We start from the raw sequence: 2,357 nt of genomic DNA on the forward strand, positions 1-2,357 counted from the left end.
TTTTGCACACCTCAAAATATCCATTTTGAGTTAAACAAGAAAGGCTAGCCGAGAAATCAGCTAGCCTTTAAACTATCTACTTTTGAGACAGCCTCATTTTTTTTATGCCTAAGCGAGGTAATTTAGAATCGGAATTCGAGAGGGTGACGGATTTTTAAACAGGCTAGATGCGGACAATAAATGATGGGGAATTTTTAATGAAAATGAAACTGGAAAGGAACGAAAAAAGAAGTTTGAGAAGGAAAATCCAATTTTTGAAACAGTCTCACCGAGAAAAATTCCTTCTCAAGCGTGCCTCAATTCTAAAGAAAAGAGCAGAACTCCTCAATCGCTTTCGGCTCAATTACCTTCCCCTATGCATGGAGGAGGACTTGGAACGATATGCGAAATATTTTGAAGAGGAGGAGAATAAGGGGACAAACATGTAATTGAAGTCTACCAAACCTGGCCCAATTCCGTCCCAAAAAATAAAAAACCTCTCATACAATCGCCTGCCCTCTTGTTGAACTACCGAGAAATCCTCGGCAGTTGAACTTTCATCTAGGACAAAATTGACGTGATTACTGGTTTTGCGTCAATTATTGCGACACTTTTCTTTTTATTGCGTCATTTTACTTCTAATATTGTCTCAATACGAATGGGCGGAACATGAAAAATCGAGATGAGCTACAACTAATTCATGAAATAATTTCATCATCTCCCGCTGGCATAGGAATAGAACAACTTCTAATCCTGCTACCATTTCGAATCGAAAAGAGAGCTCTACAACGACGACTGAAAGCCCTCAAAGAAAATGGAGTGATTCGTACCGAAGGAGAAGCTCGAGCCACGAAATATTATCTAAATAGCCCGGATACTCCGGAAAATACCAACAATAATAAATTTAAGAATGAACATCAGTCTTTAATTCCACTTTCACAGGAAGGGAAAGAGATTTTTGCATTGGTCTCCCGTCCTGAAGCACAACGAAAACCTGTCGGATACGAACGGGATTTCTTGGAAAATTACCGCCCCAACTTCGACAGCTTTCTCAGCAAAGAAGAAAAACAAAAACTGGCTGAATGGGGAAATACCAGGAATGGAGAACAGCCAGCAGGAACCTATGCCAGAGAAATATTGAATCGTTTGTTGATCGACCTTTCCTGGAACTCAAGTAGACTGGAAGGAAATACCTATTCCCTGTTGGATACGGAGTTGCTTATCCATAATGGAAAAACCCCAGCGAACAAATCTCCGATGGAAACGCAGATGATTCTCAACCACAAGGAAGCCATTGAGTTTTTGGTAGAATCGTCTAATGAGGTAGGCTTCAATCGCTATACCTTTCTAAATCTGCATGCCCTGCTTTCAAACAACCTGTTGCCTAATCCGGCTGCATCAGGTAGACTTAGAACATTTGGTATAGGAATCACCAATTCCGTATTTACTCCGTTGGGAATTCCGCAACTCATTGAAGAATCCTTCAATCTTATCCTTGCAAAAGCAAGCCAAATCCAAAATCCATTCGAGCAAGCTTTTTTTGTTTTGGTTCAATTGCCGTATCTCCAACCATTTGATGACGTTAATAAACGAGTATCTAGATTGGCGGCCAATATTCCTTTAAACAAACACAACCTTGCCCCTCTTTCATTTATAGATGTGCCGGAAGAAAGCTATGTCAAAGGACTCCTTGGTATCTATGAATTAAATCGTATTGAGTTATTCAAAGATGTTTTTTTGTGGGCTTATGAGCGGTCAGCTTTGAGGTATGCAGCAATTCGTCAATCGCTCGGAGAACCGGATCCTTTCCGAATGAAATACCGAGAAGAAATAAGAGCGATCGTCAGCCACATCGTGAGCAATGCAATGGATAAAGAAGCTGCATCCCAAGCAATAAAATCTGAAGTCAAAAAATTACCAGAACCTGACCAATCCAGATTCTCTGAAGTAGTAGAAACTGAACTACTCGGTTTACATGAAGGGAATTTTGTCCGGTATCGGATCAGACCTTCTGAATTTTCAGCTTGGAAAATGAAATGGGATGCTAAAGAGTAAGTTAATGTCTATGATAATCAAAGCCTAATTTTTCAATCTAGCACTAAGAATTGAAACTGCTGGATACGGAATACCAATTGTTCTACAAACTCGAAAATCCTCTTCTTTAACTTTGCCAAAAGTAATTAAGAGTTCATTTCCGATAACATTAAGTGATTCATCGAGTCCGTAAGCATTATATTCCATGGATTCTTCATTTGTTTTTTCCTTGACTCTCTCACTTTTTTCGTATCCATCCGAAGAACCACATCTTGAAGGGTAATGGAATGGGGACTAACGTTGCGGGATGGAAAAGACTATTCATGACACCTATCGAGAGCTGT

General features: G+C 39.8%; 2 protein-coding genes. Both read left to right on the plus strand.

Annotated elements, in window-relative coordinates; translation table 11 throughout:
• The first annotated feature begins 254 nt into the window (after window positions 1-254).
• Window positions 255-428 carry a hypothetical protein gene (locus CLV31_RS21915; RefSeq protein WP_181452695.1) on the plus strand — a complete coding sequence of 58 codons (174 nt, stop codon included), beginning with the start codon at window positions 255-257 and terminating at the stop codon, window positions 426-428.
• A gap of 220 nt (window positions 429-648) precedes the next feature.
• Window positions 649-2,034: a Fic family protein gene (locus CLV31_RS21625; protein WP_111395171.1), complete on the plus strand. Its 1,386-nt coding sequence runs from the start codon at window positions 649-651 to the stop codon at window positions 2,032-2,034.
• Window positions 2,035-2,357: the final 323 nt, after the last annotated feature.

The sequence above is a fragment of the Algoriphagus aquaeductus genome (assembly GCF_003253485.1).
Taxonomy (GTDB): Bacteria; Bacteroidota; Bacteroidia; order Cytophagales; family Cyclobacteriaceae; genus Algoriphagus; species Algoriphagus aquaeductus.

What these genes read in the sequence shown, in the direction of transcription:
- CLV31_RS21625 (WP_111395171.1), top strand. Translation starts at nt 649, where the DNA reads ATGAAAAATCGAGATGAGCTACAACTAATTCATGAAATAATTTCATCA.